Here is a 22,885-nt window from a genome sequence, read left to right as displayed (position 1 = left end):
GTCTCACCCGTCATGGCGAATCTGGTTGTTGAACTGCGAAGATTCATCTCTGCTGCCCTCGTCGAGCCCGTGCCGCGCGACCACAGCCAGAGCGATGAGGCGTTCCGGCGTCGGCGGATCGTGGCTGCGGTCACCCTCGTCGTGGGTCTTGTCGTGAACACGTGGGCGCTGCGCATCGAGCCAGGCAACGACCTGTTCTATCCGGCGACGCTCGCCCTGGCCGGGATCTGGGCCTTCGGGGCGCTCCTCTCGGGTCCGCTGCACCTGGGGTGGTCCCACACGCGCGCCGGGGACCGACCGAGCCGCTCCGTGGCCCAGTCGCTCGTGCTCGGGGCGATGCTGCTGGGGCTTTTCCTCGTCGGCGCGCTCGTCGTCGCGCGCATCCCGGTGCTGCGAGAGCCGGTCAACGGGCTCCTCGACCACGCCCGGTTCGGCTCCCTGCCCGTCGTCGCGGTCATCACCGCCATCAACGGGGTGGCGGAGGAGCTGTTCTACCGCGGTTCGCTCTTCGCCGCCGTCGGGCGCAAGCACGCCGTCCTCGTCACGACCATCGTCTATGCCCTCGTGGTCTCCGGTTCGGGCATCCCGCTCCTCGTGCTGGCAGCAGCGCTCGTCGGGACGGTCGTCGGGCTCCAGCGCCGCGTCACCGGTGGCATCCTGGGACCGATCGTCACCCACCTCACGTGGTCGCTCGGCATGCTCTTCCTCCTCCCGCAGGTCCTGTCGACCTCTGGCTGACCGCGTGCTGCGAGGGGATGATGACGGGCCGTCGTTCGTTGGGGCGGGCATGAGCACCCTCACCTGTCCCAAGTGCGGATCGCAGATGCGCAACTACGAGCGCAACCAGGTCCACGTCGACCAGTGCACCGGCTGCGGCGGACTCTTCCTCGACCGCGGTGAGCTCGAGGCGCTCGTCCAGGCCGAGAATGCCTGGCACCAGCCGCAGCAGACGCCGCAGCCGGCAGCGGCACCCCAGCAGCCGGCATACGGGCAGGCTCCGCGCTACTCGTCCTCGCCGGGCAGGGACCAGTACGGCTCCGGGCAGCGCCGCAAGAAGTCGTTCCTCTCCGAGCTGTTCGACTGACGAGAGGGCGAGGCACCTCCAACTCGCAGGCCCCCGTCGACCTCTGGTCAGCGGGGGCCTGTCGTGCCATATTTCATCCATGACGGTCGCGGTTGGGGACGACGTCGCGCACACCGCGATCGGCGAGCAGCCGCGCGTTGACACCGGCTGGCACACACGGTTCGTCACCGCATTCGGAGGGGCGGTTGTCGCCGTGTGCCTCATCCTGCTGGGAGCGATGTGGACGCAGGGCCTGAGAGCAGCGACCTTCGACGACCTGCGCAGCGACATCAGCCAGGGTGGGGTGCAGCAGTGGTACGTCGCGGACGAGCTCGTCAAGGGTGACTTCGACCGGCTGGAGGCCCGGCAGGCGCCGCTGGAGACCACGTCGGTCACCGACGACGGCGTGACCTCCAGCACCACGAACGGGTCGGAGGGCGACGCGACCGGCGGCATTCTCGTCTGGGAGACCCGGGACTCGCGGTGGCACGTCGCCGCGGCTGACACGGATATTCGCGCGACCGGCGGCTTCGGCACCAGCGAGAGCGACGAGTCCACGGCTCTGGTGGCGGAGCTGCGTGCGTCCGGTGCTCCGATGCGAGCCTTCGAGTTCGGCGACTCGCCCACGTGGCACAACCTCGCGGCCATGGGTGGCCTCATCGTGCTCCTGACACTCCTGAGCGGCGGACCGCCGCGTGTGGGGACCCGGTGGTTCTGGTTCTGGGTCCTCCTCAACGCACCGTTGCTGCTCGGTTTCATCGCGTATGCCGTGATGGAGCTCATCGGGTTCCGTCGCCGTCCGGACCCGCCGCTTCCCAAGCGGTTGACCGGCATCGTCGGTCTGGTGGGCGCCGTGGTGCTCGCCATCGCGGTCGACCTCGTAGCTGGCGGGTTGCGCTCGCACGGGGTGCCGATCCCGCTCTGACCAGCGGACGTCGAGGTCACAGAGGGCCCCGCACGAGGTACGTGCCCTGCCGGGACACACTGCGCTCCAGCCTTCGGGCCGCGCGCTTGGGAGACTGGGCGCCATGACCGTCGTCCGATCGCTGCTCCTGTTCGCCCTTGCCGCTGTCGCGGAGATCGGTGGCGCCTGGCTCGTGTGGCAGGGCGTGCGCGAGCACCGGGGCTGGCTGTGGGTCGGCGCAGGGATCATCGCCCTCGCGGCCTACGGGTTCGTCGCCACACTCCAACCGGACGCGAACTTCGGACGGATCCTCGCGGCATACGGAGGTGTGTTCGTGGCGGGGTCGCTGCTGTGGGGGATGGTCGCGGACGGGTTCCGGCCCGACCGCTACGACGTGGTGGGCGCGCTGGTCTGCCTCGTGGGTGTCGCGGTCATCATGTACTCGCCACGGGCGGCGTGACCGTCAGCGTCGGCTCGGCGGCAGGCCGAACCGCCGGCTGAACACCTGCTCCTTCTCCGTCGCCTCGGTGAGGTCGTGCAGGCGAGCCTTGAGCAGCGACTGGATCGTGAGGTGCCCGAGGACGGTTCCGTCGGCATCGACGACGGCGGCTTCGGTGTGCTCGTGCTCCGCGAACAGGTAGGCGGCGTGACGCAGAGTGTCCCGGGCGCCAACCCGGTAGTGCTCGCCCCGTCGCGCCAGGCCGGAGGCGTGCAGCAGCGAGGGGGGACTGCTGTCCATCACGTCTGCGGCGAAGAAGGTCTCCAGCGGGTCGGTGGAGTAGTCCCGGGTGAGGTGCAGGCCGCGCCGGGCGATCTTCTCGGTGAGCACCGAGCGCTTGAGCACGAGGACCGAGATGGCGTACGCCGTCGCGGACGCGATGAGCAACGGGAGCAACGCGTCCCAGGCATGCGTGAGCTCGAGGGTGAAGACCACCCCCATGATCGGCGAGCGCATGACGCCACCGACCACGGCCGCGAGCCCGAGCATGGCCCAGAACCCGGGGAAGACCGGAGGGAACACCTGGCCGACGGCCGCACCGAGCGCGGCACCGATCATGAAGATCGGGGCGAGGACGCCACCGGAGGTGCCGGAGCCGAGCGACAGGGACCAGATCAGCGTCTTCACCACGAGGATGCCGACGATGAGCTCGGTCGTGGAGTTGCCGGTGAGCAGCTGGTCGATGACGTCGTAGCCCACCCCGAGCGCCCGCGGCTCGATGAGGCCACCGACGCCGATGATGACTCCGCCGATGGCCGGCCACCACATCCAGTGCACGGGCAGCCGGGCGAACTGGTCCTCGGCGAAGTAGACCAGCGCCGTCGCGCCCACCGCCACGAGGGCGCCGCAGACACCGACGACGAGGCTGAGGACGTCGGCATCCCAGGGGACCTGCACGTCGCTGTGCAGCACAGGGAAGATGGGGGCGGAGCCGAGCAGGGGCATGCGCACGACCGTGGCGACGGCGACCGCGGCCACCACCGGCACGAGGCTGCGTGGGCGCCACTCGAAGAGCAACAGCTCGACCGCGAGGAGCACGGCGGCCAAGGGCGAGTTGAAGGTTGCCGCCATGCCGGCGGCCGCGCCGGCGACGAGCAGTGTCTTGCGCTCGTCCGCGGTGAGTCGCAGGTGCTGGGCGAGGATCGACCCGACCGCACCGCCGGTCATGATGATCGGGCCCTCCGCACCGAAGGGGCCGCCCGACCCGATGCTGATCGCGGCGGAGAGGGGCTTGAGAAGAGCGACCTTGGGCTGGACGCGGCTGCCGCCGACGAGGATCGACTCGATGGCCTCGGGCATGCCGTGTCCGCGGATCTTCTCGGAGCCGTAGCGGGCCATGAGGCCGATGAGCAGTCCGCCGACGACGGGGGCACCGAGGACCAGCCACCACGGATGGTCGTGCGCGCCCGGCGCGACGAGGTCGGTGGAGATGCGCTGGTAGAAGACGGCGTTCGTCGTCAGTCCGATGAGGGCGAGAAGCAGGTATGCCGCGAGGGCACCCAGCGCTCCCACGGGCAGCGCCCAGGCCGCGATGAGGAGCATGCGTGGGTGGACGTTGAAGTCGCCCAGCTTGTCGTGCCCGCTGTGATGCTGGCGCGAGCTCGTCGTGCCGCCGCGGATCACAGCGGCACCGGCCCGTGCACGTCGTCGAAGCGACCCTGCAGGCCGGCGTGCAGGGTCTCCAGTCCGCTGGTCAGCTCGCGCAGGGCTGCGGCATCGAGCTGGGTCAGGGTGCGGCGCAGCTCGCGAGAGCGCCAGGCGAGCACCGCGTCGATGACCGCGTGCCCGTGCGTGGTCAGCTCGAGCTCGACGACCGAGCGGCTGGCGCCGTTGTGGCGCGAGACGTGGCCCGAGGCGACCAGCCGGTCAGCCAGCCGCGTCACCGACGAACCGTTGAGGCCGAGCACGTGTGCGAGCTGGGTGCAGGAGACCTGCCCCTCGTCGTGGATCGCGAAGAGCAGGCGCATCTGGGGCAGCGACACCTCGCCGACCTCGTCGACGCTGCGGACCGCCAGACCCAGCAGGTCCCTGGTGATGCTCTGCAGTGCCGCAATGGCAGGCTCGATCGACCTTTTCTCTTGCATAACGCAAGTGTTGCACTCTGCAAGAAGTGGGTTGGCGCGTGTCTCAGGCAGTGAGAGTGGGCAGCCCTGACTCGTGGTGACTGTCTCTCGGCCCGCGTCAGGTCATCAGGTGGCGAAGGGTCAGGGTCGTCCGGGGAGATCGTGCCGCGAGCTCGGCTCGCTGAGCGAGGTAGAGCTCGGCACAGGCGAGCGCATCGGTGAGCGCCTCGTGTGCACGGTAGGACGGCAGGCCCCGGCGTTCACGAGCCGCCCACAGCCGCAACGCTCCGGCCGGCACCTCGTCACCCCATCCGCGCGTGAGGTGACGTCGCTCCAGCTCGAAGGTGTCGATCACCACGCAGGGGAGCTCAGCGCCCCACAGGCGCTCGCAGGCCGCACCGAGGAAGTCCTTCTCGATCCGCGCGAAGTGCGCGAGCAGCACCCGCCCGGTCAGGGCGGTGAGAACGTGCCCGACTGCTTCCTCCAGCGGTATGCCGTCCGCTACCCGATCGTCGGTCAGCCCGTGCACCGTCGCGCTCTGACCGACCCCGGCAGCGTCGTCGTCGCGTACGACCGCTCGGCCTGCGCCCCCGAGCACCACGCGGCTGCCGTCGACCGGTAGCCAGCCGATCGAGAGCACGCGGTCGCTGCGCGGGTCGAGTCCGGTCGTCTCGATGTCCACGGCGAGCAGCCGCGCGTCGTCCAGCGGGGTCGAGACGTCGGGCAGCGGCTGCGCGAGGTAGTCACGCAAGGGGCCGGGAGCCGCCCGGCGCAGGGCCTTGTGACGGCGTTGCTCCGGCGTGCGACCGAACCTGCTCACGAGATGTACTGCATGGGGTAGCGCCGGGCAAGCGCTGACTGGGCTGCCCGAACGATGGCGAAGGCCTCGCGCAGGTGCCGCTTGTCGAAGCTGGACAGCTCGCTCGGCGCGACGAAGCTGTCGACCTGTTCACCGCGCCGGACCTGCCCTGCCTGGTGCCGCAGCCGTACGTAGGAGATGAACTCGTAGGCGTCCCGCAGGTCGTCCGCCCGCTCGTCACCGAGGATGCCGACCTCGCGGGCCGCCTGGATCCTCGCCTGGGTGTTGACCGCCGGGCTTCCGGCCGACAGGGCGTGGGCTCGTGCGAGCTCGACGACGGTCGCGATGCCGCCTCGCTTGATGTCGAGGGTGTCCTTGTGGTCACCGGCCTTCTCGAGCACCAGGCCACGGAAGAACCCGAGCGGTGGCTCGTGGGCGGTCGCCTGCTTGGCCAGGTGGGCCAGGAACACCCTCGACCCCGGGGCCGAGTTGAGCACGTGCCGCCGCAACCTGTCGTGGAGCGAGAGGTCACCGTGCACCGGGCGCATGTCGAAGAAGATGCTGGCACCGAGGACGGCATCGGGCACCGGCTCGTGCAACCAGGTGGAGAACTCCCGGCGCCACCGAGCGAGGGGCTGGCGCCAGCGGGGGTTGCTCGCCATGACGTCGCCGGGGCATGGCGGGTAGCCGCAGGTCACCAGGTCGTCGGTCACCCGCCGTGCGAGCCTCTCGAACCACTCGGCGTGCTCGGGCTGCATCGAGTCGTCGATGATCATGGCGTTGTCCTGGTCGGCGGCGAGGGCCTGCTCCAGCCGGGCACGCGAGCCCAGCGCCACCCAGCAGTAGGGCACCGGCGGGGGCCCGAGGTCCGCCTCGGCGAGGGTGAGGACCCGCCGCTCCACCGCATCGCCGACCGCGGTGACGACCCGCCCGATGTCGTCGGCAGAGGCGTCCTGCTCGACCAGCGACTGCACGACGGCGGGCAACCGCCTCGCCACGCGCGCGACGCCGGTGACGTCGGGCTGCTTCGCGACGTCCCCCGCGAGGTAGACCGGGTTCGCATGCTCCAGGCGCAGGAGGTCGGTCGTCGTGACGACGCCCATCGGCACCCCGGCGCTGTCCAGGATCGGGAGGTGGTGGATGTTGCGCCCGACCATCTCGAGCAGCACCTCGAAGGCGAGCGCGTCCACCGCGCCCGTCACCGGCTCGGCGGTCATCACCTCGGACACCGGGACAGCAGGGTCGACTCCGGCCGCGAGCACGCGGGAGCGCAGGTCCCGGTCGGTGATGATGCCGGCGAGGCGACCGCCCTCCATGACGAGAAGCGAGCTCACCGCGTGCTTGGACATGGTGCAGGCCGCCTCCTGCACCGTCGCGGTGGTGGCCACGGCCACGGGTTCCCTGCCGACGAGGTCGCGCACCCGGGTCCTGAGGATGGCGCTCCCACTCGCCGACAGGTGCAGCGACTCGACCGCACCGCTCAGCTGGCTGAACCGTTGCCCGTCGAAGAAGGACGCAAGATCGGGGTGTTCGGCACAGAGCCGGTGGAAGTCCTCGGCCGGCAGCAGCAACGCCAGTGAGTCCTCGATCGCGGTGACCTCAACGGTCGAGGGGTTCCCCTGCGTGAGGCTGATCGCGCCGAAGCATGAGCCCTCGCCGCCGCGGTCGACGAGGGTGCCCTGGGCATCGCGTACCTCGGCCGCACCCGAGCGCAGGACGTAGAGGTGCGAGTTGTCGCGGCCGCGCTCGATGATCCTGGTGCCCCGCCGGAAGTACTCGACCGACATCTGGGCGGGCAGGGTATCGAGCACAGGGCCGGGCAGCGCATCGAAGGGCTCGTGACGCGCGAGGAAGTCGCGCATCTCGGACAGCTCGACGTCGAGGGCCATGGCCACATGGTGGCAGAACCGGACAGGGCTGAACGCGGTTCAGCCGACCGCGAGGGCCGGCCAGCGGAGCCACGACGACGGTGGGCCCCGTGGGACTCGAACCCACAACCTACGGATTAAAAGTCCGCAGCTCTAACCATTGAGCTAGAGGCCCGCACGGAGCCAACCCCGCACGACCGCAGACGATACCGGGCGGCCCTCAGAGGCGTTCAACCGTCGCGGGGTCCTCTTGGCCGTCGAAGAACTTCGCGAGCACGCCATCGAAGAGCCCGTGGTCCAGCTCGACGTCGGCGGCGTGCGAGAACAGGGTCATCGACGAACGCAGCTTCATCGCGTCGATGCCCCCAAATACCGCCACAGGATCCGACGAGGGAAGCTCGAGCAGCACTTCACAGCACTCCCGCAACCGTTGCCCGAGAACGGGATCCGCGAGGAAGGCGCGTGCCTCCGCAAGGTCGGCCACGGCATACCGCTGCGCCATCTCGCTCCGCCCGAGACCGGAGAGCTGCGGGAAGACGAACCACATCCAGTGGCTTTCCTTGCGCCCACGGCGCATCTCGGCCAGCGCAGCGGCATACGTCCCGCCCGCGTCCTGGGCCAGCACGAACCGGTTCAGCCCCATGGCACCCACCCCGGCAGGTCCCTCGAGGCCGATGACGTGAACTCGGGCGATCGTTTCTCCTTGAACGCCGCCACTCCCTCCTTGCCGTCGCCCACGCTCGTCTCCCACATGGCGAGGGAGTCGACGCGGTGCGCCTCGAGGGGGTGCGGCTGAGCGGAGTTGCGCCACATCATCTGTCGCGTGAGTGCCGTCGCCACTCGCGAGCGACCCGCGACGAAACGACGGGCCAGCTCGTATGCCGTGTCCAACAACGCTTCCGGCTCCACCACCGAGCGCACCAGGCCGCCCTCCAAGGCCTCGCCGGGGGAGAGAATGTCTGCGGCATAGGTCCACTCGAGCGCTCGCGAGATGCCCACCAGCCGCGGCAGGAACCAGGACGAGCAGGCCTCGGGCACGATCCCCAGGCGGCCGAAGACGAAACCGATCCGCGCGGACGTCGACGCGAGCCGCACGTCCATGGGCAGCGTCATCGTCGCGCCGATGCCGACCGCCGGGCCGTTGATCGCGGCGATGACGGGCTTGGTGCAGTCATAGATCGCCAACGACACGCGACCACCGGTGTCGCGCACCCCGCCGGCGATCTCCGGCGCATCCAGCCGCTCAAACATGTCCTCCAAGGTCGGCGACAGGGACTCGTCGAGCCCGAACACGTTGCCCTCACGCGACAGGTCCATCCCGGCGCAGAACGCCCGCCCGGACCCGGTGACCACGACCGCTGCCACGGAGTCGTCGTCGTTGACCCGGCGGAAGGCATGCTCGAGCTCCCGAGCCATCGTCACCGTGAACGCGTTGAGCGCCTCCGGACGGTTCAGCGTCAGCGTGAGGATGCCGTCGTCGGACACCTCCCACAGCAGCGTCTCGTAGTCCTCGGGTCCGGTGCGGGCGGAAGAGTCGGTCATGAGCCCCAACGTACGGTGCAAGATGGACCGGTGACAGACAGCGGCCGCAATGTCCCCCGGCGCCCCGTCGCGTTCGGGCCCAACGCGCTCGAGGCCCACGGCGGCACCCAGCCCGGCCCGGCGGAGGTCACCGAGGTCGCCCACCAGACAGCGGCGGTGCTCGTCGGGACCGGCCGAGCCGTGCACGACCCGGAGGTCACGGCCCGCCTCGTCGCCCTCGTCGACGACCTCGGGCTCTCGACCGTCGCCGACCTGTGGGCCTCCCGCCCCGCCCGCAGCCTTCCCGGCACCCTGTGGCGTCTCTACGCCCTGCGCGAGTGGGTGCGCCGCCAGCCCGTCGAGGCAAGCCGGCAGTATGCCGCGGGGATGCGGTTCACGGACGTCGCCCACGTGGTGGCCGGCATGGCCGAACCGCCCGGTCCGGACGAGGTCACGGCCCTGGCCGACGAGATCCTCACCGGCGTGTTCTCGGGTGACCTTGCCGTGGCGCTCGAGCGGGCAGCCGCGTTCGCGGCGGTCGTCGCCGCAGGTCGCGCCGAGCTGGCCCACGACCGCGACGCGTCCGATCCGGCCACCGCTGCGTCCCTCACGGCCAGTGCTGCGGCCATGCAGCGCACGGGGGAGGACCTCCTTGCCAGCGCTGCGCTGTGGCGCACGGGCGCGCTCGACTGAGCCCACCGCCATACACAGCTGGAAAGTCGGGAACACATCGAGGCCGCAGCGGCGTTAGGCTCTGGTGGTGGTGCCGGATCGCGGCAGCCCCGGGTCCCAATTTCAGCCGCTACGAGCGGCCACGCGCCGAGAGGTGCTCCCGGTCCGGTACCACTCCACCTCCCCACGAAACGCCCGGCCCAACTGCGCGGAAACGGCCGATGACGTCCGGATGGCTCAGAGGCCTTAGCCTTGTCTGCGTCTCTGCACCTCGAGCCGTTCGGAGCGACTCTCGTGGGCTTCAGCCTCACCCCCAAGGACAACGGGTTCTACGAACTCTTCTCCAACTCTGCCAAGCACCTCATCGAGGGCGCGACAGAGCTCACCGCCATTCTGGGCGCGAAGACCCAGGCCGAGCGCGAGGCCATCGCAGCGCGCATGAGCGACGTGGAGACGTCGGCCGACGAGGCCACCCACGAGCTCCTGCGCAAGGTGAACTCCTCGTTCATCACCCCGTTCGACCGTGAGGACATCCACGGCTTGGCGAGCGCGCTCGACGACTGCGTCGACCACATGGAGGCCGCCGCCGACCTCGTGGCGCTCTACCGCATCGACGACCTCCCCAAGGGCGTGACCAAGCAGGTCGAGATCCTCGGCCGCATGGCCGAGCTCACCGTCGAGGCGATGCCCAAGCTGCGCTCGATGAAGGACCTCAGCGACTACTGGATCGAGATCAACCGTCTCGAGAACTCCGCTGACAAGGCCTACCGCCGCATGCTGGCCAAGCTCTTCACCGACGGGGTCGACCCCATCACCGTGATGAAGCACAAGGAGCTCATCGACGAGCTCGAGGCCGCCGCCGACGCATTCGAGACGGTGGCCCACAAGGTCGAGGGCATCGCCGTCAAGGAGTCCTGACCGACTGTGGACACCTGGATCCCGGTGGCCCTTGTCGTCGCACTGGCGATGGGCTTCAACTACACCAACGGCTTCCACGACGCCGCCAACGCCATCGCGACCTCGGTCTCGACCCGGGCGCTGACGCCGCGCATCGCGCTCGGCATGGCGGCCGTGGCCAACCTCTTCGGCGCCTTCCTGGGCACCAAGGTCGCCAAGACGGTGGGCAGCGGCATCATCGACGCCCCCGCGGGCAAGGTCGGTCTGACGATCTGTGCGGCCGGACTCGTCGGTGCCATCGCCTGGAACATGCTGACCTGGTGGTACGGCCTGCCGTCCTCGTCGTCGCACGCCCTCATCGGTGGGCTCGGCGGCGCCGCCATCGCGGCCTCGACGACGGTCCACTGGGTGGCCGTCTTCGAGAAGGTCATCGTGCCGATGATCGCGTCACCGATCGTCGGGCTCATCGGCGGCTACCTCGTGATGACACTCATCCTGTGGATCTTCCGCAACGGGCACCCGGGCCGGGTCAGCCGCAACTTCCGCTACGCGCAGACCGTGTCGGCAGCCGCCATGGCCTTCGGTCACGGCATGCAGGACGCCGCGAAGACCGCTGGTGTCGTCGTCCTCGCCCTCACCGTCGGTGGCTTCCACACCGAGGGTGACGACAGCATCCCCCTGTGGGTGCTCGTCGTCAGCGCCCTGGTCATCTCTGCGGGCACGTATGCCGGTGGCTGGCGGATCATGCGCACCCTTGGCCGCCGCATCATCCACCTTGACCCGCCCCAGGGTTTCGCGGCCGAGACGACGGCTGCTGCGGTGCTCTATGTCGCCACCGCCATTGGTGCACCGATCTCGACGACCCACGCGATCACCTCGGCGATCATGGGCGTCGGGTCGACGAAGTCGGTCAAGGCCGTGCGCTGGGGCGTGGCCAAGAACATCGTCGGGGCCTGGGTCTTCACCTTCCCCGGGGCCGGCGTCGTGGCCGCGCTGGCCTTCCTTGTCCTCAAGCTCATCACCCACTGACGACCGGCTCCACCGCCAGGCCGGCTCGGCTCAGCTCACCTCAGCTCACCTCAGCTCAGCTCGAGCCGGCCTCGTCCGGTGTCGCCTCGTGGCCCCGGCGGCCGGCGGTGCGCCGCTCCTCCTTCATCTCCGCCTCGTAGACGTGGCGCTTCCCGCCCAGAAGCTCGTCTCGCACCCGCTGGTCGTGGTCCCGGAACGTCGCGTAGTAGCCGTCGTCGAAGTCCTCGACGATCTGGAACGTCCACCGGCCCTCGATGATGTTGCGGCCGAGCACCTCGGTCTCGATCTCGCGAGCGAGATCGTCGTGCCCGGCAGCGCGCAGCTGCTCGATCGCGTCACCGAGGAGGAGGTCGGCGCGCCCGACCGTGCGGTGGAAGCTGAACAGGTGGCCGCGGGCCTCCTCGATGGCCTCGAAGGCCTCGGAGAGCTTGCCCACCGCCTCCACGGTCGCGTCGGAGGTCCCGTCCGGCCGGGTGTGTGCATCGTCGATCGCCATGACGTCATGCTAGGTCGGAGCACAGGCGTCGGGCGGCTTCGCGCGCGGCCTCAGCCGAAGCGGCCGGAGATGTAGTCCTCGGTGGCCTTCTCGCTCGGGTTGCTGAAGATCTTCTGCGTGTCCGCGACCTCGACGAGTCGCCCCGGCTCACCCGTCGCCTTGAGGTTGAAGAACGCCGTCTGGTCGCTCACGCGGGCCGCCTGCTGCATGTTGTGCGTGACGATGACGACGGTGTACTGGCTCTTGAGGTCGTTGATGAGGTCCTCGATGGCCAGTGTCGAGATCGGGTCGAGCGCCGAGCACGGCTCGTCCATGAGCAGCACCTGGGGGTCGACGGCGATGGCACGGGCGATGCACAGCCGCTGCTGCTGGCCACCGGAGAGCCCCGCGCCGGGCTTGTCGAGGCGGTCCTTGACCTCGTTCCAGAGGTTCGCGCCCTGCAGCGACCGCTCGACGACCTCGTCGAGCGTCTTCTTGTTCTTGATGCCGTTGAGCTTCAGCCCGGCCGCGACGTTGTCCCGGATCGACATCGTCGGGAACGGGTTGGGCCGCTGGAAGACCATGCCCACGGTGCGGCGCACGGCCACCGGGTCCATCGACGCGGCATACAGGTCCTGGTCGTCGAGCGTGACCGTCCCGTCGACGCGACCACCGGGGATCACCTCGTGCATCCGGTTGAGGGTCCGCAGCACCGTCGACTTGCCGCATCCGGACGGGCCGATGAAGGCGGTGACGGAGCGCGGCTCGACGGTGAGGGTGACCCCTTCGACGGCCTTGAAGTCGCCGTAGTAGATGTCGAGGTCCTTGACGTCGATGCGCTTGGCCATGAGGTGTCGTTTCTTCCTTCGTTGCGAAAATACGGGGGTATGCCGGGTGCTCGGCGTGGGCCTAGCTCTTCACCTTGCTGAACCGACCGGCGAAGCGGCCGAGCAGGTTGAGCAGGAAGATGATGAGGATGAGGGTGAGGGCCGCGCCCCAGGTGCGGTCGATGGCGGGCTGGTTGGCCTCGCTGTAGTTCTGGTAGATCATCGTCGGCAGGGTGGGCATGAGTCCGCCGAAGAGGTTCGTGGCGATGACCGCGGTGTAGGGGCCGAGAATGATCAGCGGCGCCGTCTCACCCATGACCCGGGCGAGGCCGAGCAGGACACCGGTGATGATCCCCGAGAACGAGGTGGGGATGACGACCTTCATGATCGTCTTCCACTTCGGCACGCCGAGGGCGTAGGCCGCCTCACGCAGCTCGTTGGGCACGAGCTTGAGCATCTCCTCGGTGGAGCGGACCACCGTCGGAATCATGAGCATCGTCAGTGCCAGGCACACCGCGAAACCGACGCGCTGGAAGCCCAGGGTCGTCACCCACAGTGCGTAGATGAACAGCGCGGCGACGATGGACGGGATGCCGGTGAGGATGTCGACCATGAACGACACGGCCTTGGCGAGGCGTCCGCGGCCGTACTCGACGAGGTAGACCGCGGTGAGGACGCCGATGGGCACCGAGATGAGCGCGGTGACGCCTGCCTGGATGAGCGTGCCCTGGATCGCGTGGACGGCGCCACCACCCTCGCGGCGCGCGGTGATCCCGGCCTGGGACTTGCCCCACCAGTCCGCGTCCACGAGCATGTGGCCGCCCTTGACGATCGTTGCGCCGAGGATCCACACGAGCGGGATGAGGGCGACGAGGAAGGCGCCCCACATGAGCGCTCGGGCGAGCTGGTCCTTGACGGCGCGCGCCCCGGACTTGCGACCGAAGGCATCGGAGGCGACGGTCCTGGTCGCCACGGCCTCGTCTGCGGTGCTGAGGGTGCTCATTCGCTGAAGGCCTTCCGACGCTCGATGACCACGCGGGCGGCCGCGTTGACGATGAAGGTGAGGATGAAGAGCACGAGGCCGGCGGCGATGTAGGCGCCTGTCTTCTGTGCGGAGTCGAACTCACCGGCGTCGTTGGCGATGCGTGATGCGAAGGTCTCGCCGCCTCCGAAGACGGAGAACGAGAACGCATCGGAGGTGTTGAGGGCGGAGAGCAGCAGCGTGACGGCGAGGGTCTCGCCGAGCGCGCGACCGAGCCCGAGCATGGCGGCCGAGATGATGCCCGGCTTGCCGAAGGGGAGGACGGCGACGCGGATCATCTCCCACTTGGTCGCGCCGAGGGCCAGTGCGCCCTCCTTGTGGGTGATGGGCACCTGGGCGAAGACCTCGCGCGAGATCGCCGTGACGATCGGCAGGATCATGACGGCGAGGATGATGCCGGCGAAGGCCAGCGTGCTCTTGGCGCTCGGTGTCCCGTCCCACCTGAAGAAGGGGATCCAGCCCAGGACCGAGCTGGTCGCCTCGGCGACGGGCTTGAAGTAGTCGCCGGCGATCTTCAGCCCCCAGAAGCCATAGACGATCGAGGGCACTGCGGCGAGCAGGTCCACGAGCGTGGCGGCGGGCTTGCTCAGCCACTGTGGTGCGTACTGGGTGATGAAGAGGGCCACCGCCACACCCAGGGGCACGGCGATGAGCATGGCGAGAATCGAGGTGATGATCGTGGCCCACAGCAGGTCGACGATGCCGAAGCGCGGGTCCGCGCCGCTGGGAACCCACTCACGTGAGGTGAGGAAGTTGGCGTTGTTGTTGAGCAGCGACGGGACGGCCTGGGCGACGAGGAACAGGCCGACGAGGGCCACGAGCGTGATCACGAGGATGCCCGAGCCCATGGCGAGTCCGCCGAAGATGCGGTCCCCGAGCCGGCCGGTCGTGGCGGTGTCCGCCTCGAGCGGCGGTCGGCCGTCCGCACTGGGGAGCTCGTCGACGGCGCTACGGCCGGTGATCGTGGGCACGACGTCTGGTCCTCTCAGGAACTGGTGGCAGGGCTGAAGGGGTGGGACCGGTCGGGCCCCACCCCCTCAGGTGACCGTGATGGTCATGGTGTCCGGAAGGACATGGTCAGGAGATCGCGTCGATCGCGGCCTCGACCTTGGTCTGCACCTCGGTCGGCAGCGGCGCGTAGCCGATCTCCTCGATGGCCTTCTGGGCCTCCTCGGAGCCGAAGTACGTGAGGAACGCCTTGATGTTCTTCTGCTTCTGCGGGTCCTTGCCCTTGGAGCAGACGATCTCGTAGGTCACGAGGTTGATCGGGTAGGCCCCGGCCTCCTTCGTGGCGTAGTCGAGCTTGAGGGCGAGGTCGTTGCCCGTGCCGGTCTGCTTCGCTGTGGCGACGGCCTTGCCGACCGACTCGCTGCTGAGCTGGACGGCACCGGCGCCGTTGTCGATGGCGGCGACACCGAGGTCGTTGTCCTTGGCATAGCTCCACTCGACGTAGGTGATGCCACCGTCGGTGCTCTTGACGCCCTCGGCGACACCGGCGGACTTGGCCTTGCCCTCGCCCTTGCCGTCCCAGGTCTTGGCGGGCTCGCCTGGCCAGTTGGCCTCTGCCGCGGCCTTGAGGTACTTGGTGAAGTTCTCGGTCGTGCCCGACTCGTCGGAGCGGAAGAACACCTTGATGGCCGTGGCGGGAAGGTTGACGCCGGAGTTGATCGCCGCGATCTTCGGGTCGTTCCAGGTCGTGATCTTGCCCTGGAAGATGTCGGCCGTGACGGCCGGCGTGAGAGTGAGCTTGTCGACACCCTTGACGTTGTAGGCCACGGCGATCGGGCCGGTGACCATGGGGAGGTTCCACGCCGGGGAACCGCAGGCCTTGGCGGCCTCGTCGGCCTCGACCTTGCCGTCCTTCTCGACGGTCTTGAGGGCCGAGTCGGAGCCGGCGAAGTCGACCTGGCCGGCGAGAAACTGCTTGATGCCTGCGCCCGAGCCGGAGGGGTTGTAGTTCACGGTGGCGCCGGTGCACTTGGCGCTGAACTTGGCGCCGACCTCCTCGAACGCGTTCTTCTGGGCGGAGGAGCCCTCGGCGTTGAGGGTGCCGTCGAAGCAGTCATCGGAGCTGGCCGCTCCGGTCGCTGAGGCGGCGGTCTCGCCCGTGTCGCTGCCGGTGTTGTTGTCCGAGCCGCAACCGGCCAGGGCGATCGAACCGACGAGGGCGAGGGACGCCATCGCGCCGAGACGCTGAATCTTCACAGTGTGTGCCTCTCACAAGGAAATGTTCGGGAGCCAGGGCGCACCGCGTCGTCGCGGGCCTGACACTTGGAAAGGTAGGGAGGCCTGGTGACCGATCGGGCCGTGCCGGGTGAACGCGGCGTGAACGCTGTTCGGCCATTGCCTTGCGCGTTGTTCAAGCGCACGCCGACTTCCCGCCACAACCGACTGATTGCCCGTTCGGCCAGTTGCGAGGGCAACGAGCCACTGGCCGAACGAGCAATCAGTCGTGGCGTTTGGGTCAGGGGAGGTGGCGCTCGACGGCGACGATGCGTGCCTGCGCCCCGACCCCTGCCACGTGGCACACGAGGGCCTCGCCCTTGACGAGCTTCTCGTCACGGGCCTCGACGAAGTGCTCGAGCGTCTCGACGGAGCTCTCGCCGGTGAGGTCCAGCCGCTCGGTCAACGCCGTGAGCAGAGGCATGATCACCGGTCCGTGGGAGCAGATCGCCGCCGGTTCGCCGCGCTCGAGGGCGGCCTCGAGGTGCTGCACGGCCTTGTCCGGGGCGGCCTCGTGGCCTTCCTCCGACAGCCCCTTGCGGAGCCGGGGCTCGGTCCCGGACCACACGGCATACGGAGAGACGGTGTCGAGACAACGCACGGACGGCGACGTGAGGACACGTGTGATCCCGTATGCCGCGAGCACCGGGATGAGCGCATCGGCACGTTCGCGTCCGCGCACCACGAGCGGGCGCTCGCGGTCGTCGCCCTTCCAGTCCGAGCGGGGGAGCGCCTTGGCGTGGCGGACGATGACCAGCGGCCACGTCTCGAGCGCGTCGTCCCCGTGCGCGCGGACGAGGGCGCGCAGCTGCTCACGGTCGTGGGCGTAGTCCAGGCGGAGGTTGGCCTCGACGACGTCGAGCCACTCGACGGCGTCGATCTCGTTCTCGAGGACGCCCGTGCCACCGATGACCGTGGAGGCCCAGTAGCGCACGACCTTCTCGCCGGGCTCGCCCGACTTGGTGAGCAGGAGGTATCGCGCCTCGGGCAGCGGCCGGCCGAGCCGCACCTGCAGGCCGGTCTCCTCGTGGGTCTCCCGGGCCGCCGCGGTGATCCAGTCCTCGCCCGGGTCGAGCTTGCCCTTGGGCCAGGACCAGTCGTCGTATCGCGGGCGGTGCACCAGCGCGACCTCGAGCACCCCCTTGCGCACCCGCCACGGGAGGGTTCCTGCCGCGGGGATGAGCTCGGGGGTCGGGGAGGTGCTCAGCGCCGTCGAGCCTTGCGTCGGCGCTTGGCGTGCATCTCGATCAGGCTCTCCTGGATGTCGGGGAGCGTGTTGCCCTCGGCGTCGAGATGGTGCCTGCTCCACCGGCCGTCGCCGGCGAGCGACCAGTGCGAGTAGTCGCCGCTCATGCCCTTCTTCATCAGGGAGGTGAGGTCGGCGAGGTGGCGGGGGTCGTCGAGGCGCACGAGGCACTCGACCCGGCGGTCGAGGTTGCGGTGCATCATGTCGGCGCTGCCGATCCACGCCTCCACGTCGTCGCCGGTCCCGAAGAGGAAGATCCGCGAGTGCTCGAGGAAGCGGCCGAGGTTGGAGTGGACGGTGATGTTCTCCGACAGCCCCTCGACGCCCGGGCGCAACGAGCAGATGCCGCGCACCCACACATCGACCTTCACACCGGCCCTCGAGGCGCGGTAGAGCGCGTCGATGATCTGCTCGTCGACGATCGAGTTGAGCTTGAAGCCGATGTAGCCGGTGCCGGACGTGGCCTTCTCACGTTCGATCTGCGCCTCAATACGCTCGACAAGGCCGGCGCGGACCGACCGGGGTGCCACGAGCAGCCGCTTGAACTTGCTGCGGGGTGCGATGCCCGAGAGCTGGTTGAACAGGCGCGAGAGGTCCTCACCCACCTGCTGGTCGTCGGTGAGCAGTCCGAAGTCCTCGTAGAGGCGTGCGGTCTTGGGGTTGTAGTTGCCCGTGCCGATGTGGCAGTAACGGCGCAGGGCGTCCTCCTCCTGCCGGACCACGAGGCTGAGCTTGCAATGGGTCTTGAGACCGACGATGCCGTAGACGACGTGGACCCCTGCGCGCTCGAGCTTGCGGGCCCAGGAGATGTTGTTCTGCTCGTCGAAGCGGGCCTTGATCTCGACGACCGCGAGGACCTGCTTGCCGCTGTCGGCGGCGTCGATGAGGGCGTCGATGATGGGGGAGTCGCCGCTGGTGCGGTAGAGGGTCTGCTTGATGGCCAGCACGTTGGGGTCGGCGGCCGCCTGCTCGATGAAGGCCTGGACCGACGTCGAGAACGAGTCGTAGGGGTGCTGGAGCAGCACGTCCTGCTTGCGGATGCTCGCGAAGATCTCGCGCGCCTTGGCGCTCTCGGTGGGCGCCAGGTCGCTGTTGGTGCGCGCGACGAACGCCGGGTAGTGCAGGTCGGAGCGCTCGAGGTCGGCGATGATGTTGAGCCCCCGCAGGTCCAGGGGTGCCGGGAGGCGATAGACCTCGGCGGTGGTGACGCCGAGCTCTCGCACGAGCAGGTCCATGACGTGGTCGTCCATCTCCTCGTCCACCTCGAGGCGCACCGGCGGGCCGAAGCGTCGCCGGGTCAGCTCCTTCTCGAGGGCAGCGAGGAGGTTCTCGGCGTCGTCCTCCTCAACCTCCAGGTCCTCGTTGCGGGTGACCCGGAACGTGTAGTGCTCGTGGACCTCCATGCCGGGGAAGAGCTGGTCGAGGTGCGCGGCCATGACGTCCTCGAGCGGCACGAACCTCACGTCGTAGATGTCGGCGGAGGCCCCCGTCTCGCCGACCCGCAGCAGGCGGGGCAGGAGCGGTGGCACCTTGACCCGCGCAAAGTGCTCCTTGCCCGTCTTGGGGTTGATGAGCAGCACAGCGAGGTTGAGCGAGAGCCCGGAGATGTAGGGGAAGGGGTGGGCCGGGTCGACGGCCAGCGGGGTGAGGACGGGGAAGACGCGCTCGGTGAACAGCGTCCCGACCTGGGCCTGCTCGTCCTCGGCGAGCTCGTCCCAGCGCACGATCTGGATGCCCTCGTCCTCAAGGGCCGGCTGGACGAGGTCGTCGTAGACCCGGGCCTGCATCGCGAGCAGCTCGTGGCTCACGACCGAGATCTGCTCGAGGACCTCACGGGGCTCCAGGCCCGAGGCCGAGCGGACGGCCAGCCCGGTGGCGATGCGCCGCTTGAGGCCGGCCACGCGGACCATGAAGAACTCGTCGAGGTTGGACGTGAAGATCGCGAGGAAGCGGGCTCGCTCCAGCAGGGGGACGTTCTCGTCCGCGGCGAGCTGGAGCACCCGCTCGTTGAACTGCAGCCACGAGATCTCGCGGTCGAGGAACCGGTCGGCCGGCAGCCCGTCGGCCTCGTCATCGGCCGCGCTGCGGACGAAGCGCCCGTTCGTGGCGCGGGGCTGGGAGGCGCGGGTCTCGGTGGCCGAGGCGCTCGCGATCGAGACCTCCTTGACGAAGCTCGCCTCGGCGGCGATCTCCGCGGCCTCGTCGACGGCCTGGGTCGCTCCGTCGGGAGGCTCGATGGCGAGCTCGGTGTCCTGGCTCATGGACGTCGTCATGCCTTCATCGTGGCAGTTCGTGGTGTTCGGTGGGCGACGGAGCCGGTCACCGCAACCGACCCCCGGCCAGGGTGACCGTGCGGGCGGCCAGCGCGTCGAGCGAGTCGATGACGTCGGGCTCGTCGACCTCGAGGTCGGTCTGGAGGATCGACAGCTCGGTGCAGCCCAGCACGACCGCCTGGGCACCCTTGCCGCGCAGGTGCTCGACTGCAGCGTCGAAGCGGTCGCGGGAGACCGGCATACCGGCCTTGACGCCGTCATAGATCATCGACATGACGTCCTTCTGGACGACGTCGTCCGGCTCGACCGGCTTGATGCCGCGGGCGCTCGCCGTGTCGTGGTAGATCCGGGAGCGCAGGGTGCCGTCAGTGGCGAGGATGCCCATGGTCGTGAGGTCGGGGACGGCCTCCTGCGCCGCGGAGACCGTCTCGGCGACGATGTCGAGCACGTCGATCGCGACCGCCTGCTGGACCTCGTCGAGGAAGGCACGTGCGGTGTTGCAGGGGATGGCGATGAAGGTGGCCCCGGCGCGCTCGAGGGCGCGCGCGTCCTCCGCCATCACCGGGCCGGGGGACTGGTCGCTGTCCCCGACGATGTAGGCCGTGCGGTCCGGGATGCTCGCGTGGTTCCACACGAGCATGTCGAGGTGGTCCTGGTCGCGGCCCGCGTCGGTCATCTCGAGGATGCGCTGCATGAAGTAGACGGTGGCCATGGGGCCGACTCCGCCGAGGATTCCCACCGGTTCGTTGCGCACGCTTCGAGCCTAACCCCGCCCCGCCCGCCTCAACTTTGCCGCCTGAAGTGGGTTTCTCTCACTTCGCCTGACCGCCGCTGCCAAGCGAAGTGAGAACTTCGTGTCGCGGATAGACTCCGGGCGACCCTGACCAGCCTGACCTAGGAGCTCCGTGTCACTGCAGGCCCTCACCCTCACCGACCGTGAGCACGACGACTTCGTTCGTGACCACCCCAACGGGCACCTCATGCAGACCACGCCCTGGGGTAGGGAGAAGGAGCACACCGGCTGGACCTGGCGCACCGTCGCCGTGGGCCGGCCCGGCGCCGGGGCCGACGGTGCTGACGAGGTCACGGGTGCCGCGCTGATCCTCTTCCGCCGCACTCCTGTCGTGCCGATGGCCCTGGCCTACTGCCCGCGTGGGTTCGTCGTCGACTGGGCCGACGGTGAGTCAGTCGACGCCCTGCTGGCCGAGGTGACCCGTGTCGCCAAGGAGAACCGCGGCGTCCTCCTGCGCCTCGACCCCGCGGTGCGCATCGACAACCCCGACATCCGTCCGGCGCTGGAGTCGCGTGGCTTCACTCGCACGGACCCGGGCGAGGACGCCGCCAAGACGCTCGCCCAGCCGGCGCTGCGCATGGTCACGGACATCAGCGACCTCGAGGCCCTGCACAAGGACCTGACGCAGGGCACCCGCCAGTCCATCCGCAAGGCAGAGAAGTCCGGCCTCGTCTACGAGTCCGTGGGCCGCGACAAGATCCCCGCGTTCTACGAGCTCATGAAGACGACCGGTGCGCGTGACGGCTTCGGCATCCGCAGCATGGAGTACTTCACGACCCTCTACGACGTCCTCTCACCGACCGACGACATCGTCATCTCCCTCGTCAAGCTCGACCACGGCGCGGCGGCCGAGGCGGCACGCGCCAAGGTCGAGGACTTGCGCTCCCAGCTCGGGAAGGCTCAGGCCAAGCGCGAGAAGTACCCCTCCGAGAAGGCCGACCGGCAGGTCGCGGGTCTCGAGGAGAGCATCGAGAAGAACGAGGCGTCCGCGGCCGAGTTCGAGGCCTCGCACGCGCAGCATCCGGACGGGCAGTACCTCGCCGGCTCGGTCTTCGCGACCTGCGGCACCCGTGGTTCCTACCTGTATGCCGCGTCGTCCGACGAGCACCGCAACCTGCGCCCGAACTACCTCATGGTCTGGCGGATCATGCAGGACGCGGCGGCCAAGGGCGTGACGAGCTTCGACTTCGGCGGCATCGACGCCTCCGAAGGGCTCGAGGAGTTCAAGCGCCAGTGGAACCCGGAACGACGTGAGTATGCCGGTGAGTTCACCACGCAGCTCCGTCCCCTCGCCGGTCGGCTCATCGACCTGGCCGTCAAGCTCTACAAGCGCCGCTGAAGGCTGAGGTCCCTTGTCCCCCAAGTCCTTTGAGTCCATCGCGGACCAGCCGTTCGTCCCCGTGGTCATCGGCGCGCATGTCGGCGGCTACTCCCTCGTGCGGGCCTTCCACGAGGCCTACGGCGTGAAGTCGCTCGTCGTCACCGGTGCCACGTCGTGGGTCGTCGACAACTCGGCGATCCTCGAGGTCGTCCACTGCTCCGACGCCCACGACCCCGCCGTTCTGGCCGCGACGCTGCAGGGGCCGGACTTCGCCGGCCTCTCCCAGCCCAAGATCCTGCTCGCGACCTCGGACTCCCTGGTCGACGTCATCGACGCCATGCGGGAGCAGCTCGACGAGTCGTGGAAGGTGCCCTACGTCGGCTCCGGGCCTCTCGAGATCGCCACCCGCAAGCACACCTTCGCCGAGGTCGCGATGAAGGTCGGCGTTTCGATCCCGACCACGACGATCATCGACATGGCCGACGAAGGTGACGGCACGGCATACGCAAGGCTGGTGCCCGAGACCGGCTATCCGAGAATCCTCAAGCCCACCGCGCCACGCGCGTGGAACACGGTGACGTTCGAGGGCCAGGCCAAGGTGCACGAGGTGGCGTCGGCCGACGAGCTTCGCGACCTGCTCGACCGCATCTCCGGGTCCGGCTACCGGGCCAAGCTGATCCTGCAGGACATGATCCCGGGCGACGACACGGGCATGCGGATCCTCACCTGCTACTGCGACAGGAACTCCCAGGTCCGGTTCGCGTCCTACGGCCGCACGCTCATCGAGGAGCACTCGCCCGGGCTGCTCGGGGTGCCGGCCGCGATCCTCACGGGACAGAACCGGGAGATCGTCGACGAGGCCGTGCGCCTGCTGGCCGAGCTCAAGTGGGTCGGCTACGCGAACTTCGACCTCAAGTACGACCCGCGCGACGGCAAGAGCAAGTTCTTCGAGCTCAACCCGCGGCTGGGCCGCTCGAACTACTACGTCACGGGGACCGGCTTCAACGCGGTGCGGTGGTACGTCGACGAGTACGTCCACGACAACCTGCCCGAAGAGTTCGAGCTCGTCGAGGCCGACACCGAGACGGTCTACTCGGTGGTCCCGGTGCGCACGATCAAGTGGGCGCTCGCACGTCACCCCGACCTGTGGGCGCGCGTCCACAGGGTCCTCAAGGCCGGTGGCATGCGCAACCCGCTGCACTACCGCGCCGAACGAAACCCGGTGCGGTGGGCCAAGATCCTCGCAGCCGGCGTGAGCTACGACCGCAAGTTCCACCAGTACTACGACCCCGAGGCGGCGTTCCACCCCGGTGGCGAGCCCGCGGACAGCGACATCCCCCGGCGCCGCTGACCCAGGGAGTGTGCGACTC

Annotated in this window: 23 protein-coding genes and 1 tRNA gene; 9 read left to right on the top strand and 15 right to left on the bottom strand. The window is 69.1% G+C overall.

Features of this window, described 5'->3' with window-relative positions:
• The first annotated feature begins 12 nt into the window (after positions 1-12).
• From ASG74_RS04740 to ASG74_RS04725, 4 genes are all read left to right on the top strand, one after another.
• The gene (locus ASG74_RS04740) at positions 13-738 is read left to right on the top strand and encodes a CPBP family intramembrane glutamic endopeptidase (protein ID WP_056139434.1); all 726 of its coding nucleotides are present in this window, start codon (positions 13-15) and stop codon (positions 736-738) included.
• 49 nt (positions 739-787) lie between these two features.
• Positions 788-1,084 (top strand): TFIIB-type zinc ribbon-containing protein, encoded by a 297-nt coding sequence (locus tag ASG74_RS04735; RefSeq protein ID WP_056139432.1) that lies wholly within the window; start codon positions 788-790, stop codon positions 1,082-1,084.
• A gap of 79 nt (positions 1,085-1,163) precedes the next feature.
• Positions 1,164-1,988 carry a hypothetical protein gene (locus tag ASG74_RS04730; RefSeq protein ID WP_056139428.1) on the top strand — a complete coding sequence of 275 codons (825 nt, stop codon included), beginning with the start codon at positions 1,164-1,166 and terminating at the stop codon, positions 1,986-1,988.
• A 103-nt stretch (positions 1,989-2,091) separates the two neighbouring features.
• Complete coding sequence (locus ASG74_RS04725; RefSeq protein ID WP_056139426.1) at positions 2,092-2,427, top strand: YnfA family protein; 336 nt, start codon at positions 2,092-2,094, stop codon at positions 2,425-2,427.
• 3 nt (positions 2,428-2,430) lie between these two features.
• Here the strand turns inward: ASG74_RS04725 and ASG74_RS04720 are convergent, their stop codons facing one another.
• From ASG74_RS04720 to ASG74_RS04690, 7 genes are all read right to left on the bottom strand, one after another.
• On the bottom strand, positions 2,431-4,089 hold the full coding sequence (locus tag ASG74_RS04720; RefSeq protein ID WP_200942512.1) for a chloride channel protein: 1,659 nt from the start codon (positions 4,087-4,089) through the stop codon (positions 2,431-2,433).
• Entirely contained in the window at positions 4,086-4,550 is a 465-nt protein-coding gene (locus tag ASG74_RS04715) for a MarR family winged helix-turn-helix transcriptional regulator (RefSeq protein WP_056139424.1), read from the bottom strand. Before ASG74_RS04715 ends, ASG74_RS04720 begins: the two co-directional genes overlap by 4 nt.
• Before the next feature lie 97 nt (positions 4,551-4,647).
• On the bottom strand, positions 4,648-5,349 hold the full coding sequence (locus ASG74_RS04710; RefSeq protein WP_056139422.1) for an exonuclease domain-containing protein: 702 nt from the start codon (positions 5,347-5,349) through the stop codon (positions 4,648-4,650).
• A complete protein-coding gene (locus tag ASG74_RS04705; RefSeq protein ID WP_056139420.1) occupies positions 5,346-7,217 on the bottom strand; it encodes a DUF294 nucleotidyltransferase-like domain-containing protein in 1,872 nt (623 codons plus the stop codon). The genes ASG74_RS04710 and ASG74_RS04705 overlap by 4 nt, the downstream gene beginning before the upstream one ends.
• An 81-nt stretch (positions 7,218-7,298) precedes the next feature.
• Positions 7,299-7,371, bottom strand: a tRNA-Lys gene (locus tag ASG74_RS04700).
• A gap of 45 nt (positions 7,372-7,416) precedes the next feature.
• Positions 7,417-7,839, bottom strand: coding sequence for a DUF1810 domain-containing protein (locus ASG74_RS04695; protein WP_056139417.1), 423 nt, complete (start codon positions 7,837-7,839; stop codon positions 7,417-7,419).
• Positions 7,830-8,738, bottom strand: coding sequence for a crotonase/enoyl-CoA hydratase family protein (locus ASG74_RS04690; protein WP_056139415.1), 909 nt, complete (start codon positions 8,736-8,738; stop codon positions 7,830-7,832). Before ASG74_RS04690 ends, ASG74_RS04695 begins: the two co-directional genes overlap by 10 nt.
• Positions 8,739-8,768: 30 nt before the next feature.
• Between ASG74_RS04690 and ASG74_RS04685 the strand changes: the two genes are divergently transcribed.
• The 3 genes from ASG74_RS04685 (at position 8,769) to ASG74_RS04675 (ending at position 11,315) form a co-directional block, all read left to right on the top strand.
• Positions 8,769-9,410: a hypothetical protein gene (locus ASG74_RS04685; RefSeq protein WP_056139409.1), complete on the top strand. Its 642-nt coding sequence runs from the start codon at positions 8,769-8,771 to the stop codon at positions 9,408-9,410.
• Positions 9,411-9,683: 273 nt separating this feature from the next.
• On the top strand, positions 9,684-10,307 hold the full coding sequence (locus ASG74_RS04680; RefSeq protein ID WP_056139407.1) for a DUF47 domain-containing protein: 624 nt from the start codon (positions 9,684-9,686) through the stop codon (positions 10,305-10,307).
• A gap of 6 nt (positions 10,308-10,313) precedes the next feature.
• Complete coding sequence (locus tag ASG74_RS04675) at positions 10,314-11,315, top strand: inorganic phosphate transporter (RefSeq protein ID WP_056139405.1); 1,002 nt, start codon at positions 10,314-10,316, stop codon at positions 11,313-11,315.
• Positions 11,316-11,370: 55 nt separating this feature from the next.
• Here the strand turns inward: ASG74_RS04675 and ASG74_RS04670 are convergent, their stop codons facing one another.
• The 8 genes from ASG74_RS04670 to ASG74_RS04635 form a co-directional block, all read right to left on the bottom strand.
• On the bottom strand, positions 11,371-11,811 hold the full coding sequence (locus ASG74_RS04670; protein ID WP_056139403.1) for a hypothetical protein: 441 nt from the start codon (positions 11,809-11,811) through the stop codon (positions 11,371-11,373).
• A gap of 50 nt (positions 11,812-11,861) precedes the next feature.
• Positions 11,862-12,638, bottom strand: a complete 777-nt coding sequence (gene pstB / locus ASG74_RS04665; protein WP_056139401.1) for a phosphate ABC transporter ATP-binding protein PstB — start codon at positions 12,636-12,638, stop codon at positions 11,862-11,864.
• Between the two features lie 61 nt (positions 12,639-12,699).
• Positions 12,700-13,620 carry a phosphate ABC transporter permease PstA gene (gene pstA / locus ASG74_RS04660; RefSeq protein ID WP_056139399.1) on the bottom strand — a complete coding sequence of 307 codons (921 nt, stop codon included), beginning with the start codon at positions 13,618-13,620 and terminating at the stop codon, positions 12,700-12,702.
• On the bottom strand, positions 13,617-14,630 hold the full coding sequence (gene pstC, locus ASG74_RS04655) for a phosphate ABC transporter permease subunit PstC (RefSeq protein WP_056139397.1): 1,014 nt from the start codon (positions 14,628-14,630) through the stop codon (positions 13,617-13,619). The genes pstA and pstC overlap by 4 nt, the downstream gene beginning before the upstream one ends.
• 106 nt (positions 14,631-14,736) lie before the next feature.
• Entirely contained in the window at positions 14,737-15,864 is a 1,128-nt protein-coding gene (gene pstS / locus ASG74_RS04650; protein ID WP_056139396.1) for a phosphate ABC transporter substrate-binding protein PstS, read from the bottom strand.
• Between the two features lie 259 nt (positions 15,865-16,123).
• On the bottom strand, positions 16,124-17,020 hold the full coding sequence (locus ASG74_RS04645) for an NUDIX hydrolase (RefSeq protein WP_442910078.1): 897 nt from the start codon (positions 17,018-17,020) through the stop codon (positions 16,124-16,126).
• Between the two features lie 65 nt (positions 17,021-17,085).
• On the bottom strand, positions 17,086-19,401 hold the full coding sequence (locus tag ASG74_RS04640; RefSeq protein WP_056139392.1) for an RNA degradosome polyphosphate kinase: 2,316 nt from the start codon (positions 19,399-19,401) through the stop codon (positions 17,086-17,088).
• A 46-nt stretch (positions 19,402-19,447) separates the two neighbouring features.
• The gene (locus tag ASG74_RS04635; RefSeq protein ID WP_082569499.1) at positions 19,448-20,155 is read right to left on the bottom strand and encodes an aspartate/glutamate racemase family protein; all 708 of its coding nucleotides are present in this window, start codon (positions 20,153-20,155) and stop codon (positions 19,448-19,450) included.
• Between the two features lie 151 nt (positions 20,156-20,306).
• Between ASG74_RS04635 and ASG74_RS04630 the strand changes: the two genes are divergently transcribed.
• Both ASG74_RS04630 and ASG74_RS04625 read left to right on the top strand, forming a co-directional pair.
• Positions 20,307-21,533, top strand: a complete 1,227-nt coding sequence (locus ASG74_RS04630; RefSeq protein ID WP_056139389.1) for a lipid II:glycine glycyltransferase FemX — start codon at positions 20,307-20,309, stop codon at positions 21,531-21,533.
• A gap of 13 nt (positions 21,534-21,546) precedes the next feature.
• Complete coding sequence (locus ASG74_RS04625) at positions 21,547-22,866, top strand: carboxylate--amine ligase (protein WP_235498805.1); 1,320 nt, start codon at positions 21,547-21,549, stop codon at positions 22,864-22,866.
• Positions 22,867-22,885: the final 19 nt, after the last annotated feature.

The sequence above is a fragment of the Knoellia sp. Soil729 genome (assembly GCF_001427985.1).
Taxonomy (GTDB): domain Bacteria; phylum Actinomycetota; class Actinomycetes; order Actinomycetales; family Dermatophilaceae; genus Knoellia.
Note: the sequence above shows the minus strand (reverse complement) of the source record. Positions and strands in the feature narration are given on the sequence as shown.

Coding starts and splice junctions, on each gene's coding strand:
- ASG74_RS04730 (WP_056139428.1), top strand. CDS start 1,164: ATGACGGTCGCGGTTGGGGACGACGTCGCGCACACCGCGATCGGCGAG.
- ASG74_RS04690 (WP_056139415.1), bottom strand. CDS start 8,738: ATGACCGACTCTTCCGCCCGCACCGGACCCGAGGACTACGAGACGCTG.
- ASG74_RS04705 (WP_056139420.1), bottom strand. CDS start 7,217: ATGGCCCTCGACGTCGAGCTGTCCGAGATGCGCGACTTCCTCGCGCGT.
- pstA (WP_056139399.1), bottom strand. CDS start 13,620: ATGAGCACCCTCAGCACCGCAGACGAGGCCGTGGCGACCAGGACCGTC.
- ASG74_RS04640 (WP_056139392.1), bottom strand. CDS start 19,401: ATGACGACGTCCATGAGCCAGGACACCGAGCTCGCCATCGAGCCTCCC.
- ASG74_RS04735 (WP_056139432.1), top strand. CDS start 788: ATGAGCACCCTCACCTGTCCCAAGTGCGGATCGCAGATGCGCAACTAC.
- ASG74_RS04695 (WP_056139417.1), bottom strand. CDS start 7,839: ATGGGGCTGAACCGGTTCGTGCTGGCCCAGGACGCGGGCGGGACGTAT.
- ASG74_RS04740 (WP_056139434.1), top strand. CDS start 13: ATGGCGAATCTGGTTGTTGAACTGCGAAGATTCATCTCTGCTGCCCTC.
- ASG74_RS04725 (WP_056139426.1), top strand. CDS start 2,092: ATGACCGTCGTCCGATCGCTGCTCCTGTTCGCCCTTGCCGCTGTCGCG.
- ASG74_RS04670 (WP_056139403.1), bottom strand. CDS start 11,811: ATGGCGATCGACGATGCACACACCCGGCCGGACGGGACCTCCGACGCG.
- pstB (WP_056139401.1), bottom strand. CDS start 12,638: ATGGCCAAGCGCATCGACGTCAAGGACCTCGACATCTACTACGGCGAC.
- ASG74_RS04715 (WP_056139424.1), bottom strand. CDS start 4,550: ATGCAAGAGAAAAGGTCGATCGAGCCTGCCATTGCGGCACTGCAGAGC.